Here is a 272-nt window from a genome sequence, read left to right on the forward strand (position 1 = left end):
AATCGAGTCTTTAAGATAGCATTTGATATACTAAGGCAATTTTAAAAATGACAGCCATCGGCAGAATTGTCACGACTTGAATACTAATGACGCGCAGGCGCTGGTTATTATCATCTAAAAATAACCATTATAAAAGGTAGTACTATGATGTTGTATGTGTGGTTTGTCATTGCAGGGGCGTTTGCTGGGGTCAGCGCAGGTTTGTTTGGCGTCGGCGGCGGCATGATTATCGTACCAGCATTGGTATGGATTTTTACTGCGTATCATTTCCC

1 pseudogene is annotated in these 272 nt (G+C 41.9%); it reads left to right on the forward strand.

What is annotated here, in order from left to right:
- Positions 1-147: 147 nt before the first annotated feature.
- Positions 148-272, forward strand: a pseudogene (locus AAEY88_RS13645) (sulfite exporter TauE/SafE family protein); the annotation flags it as partial.

It is taken from the genome of Psychrobacter sp. CAL346-MNA-CIBAN-0220 (assembly GCF_040309805.1).
Lineage (GTDB): Bacteria > Pseudomonadota > Gammaproteobacteria > Pseudomonadales > Moraxellaceae > Psychrobacter.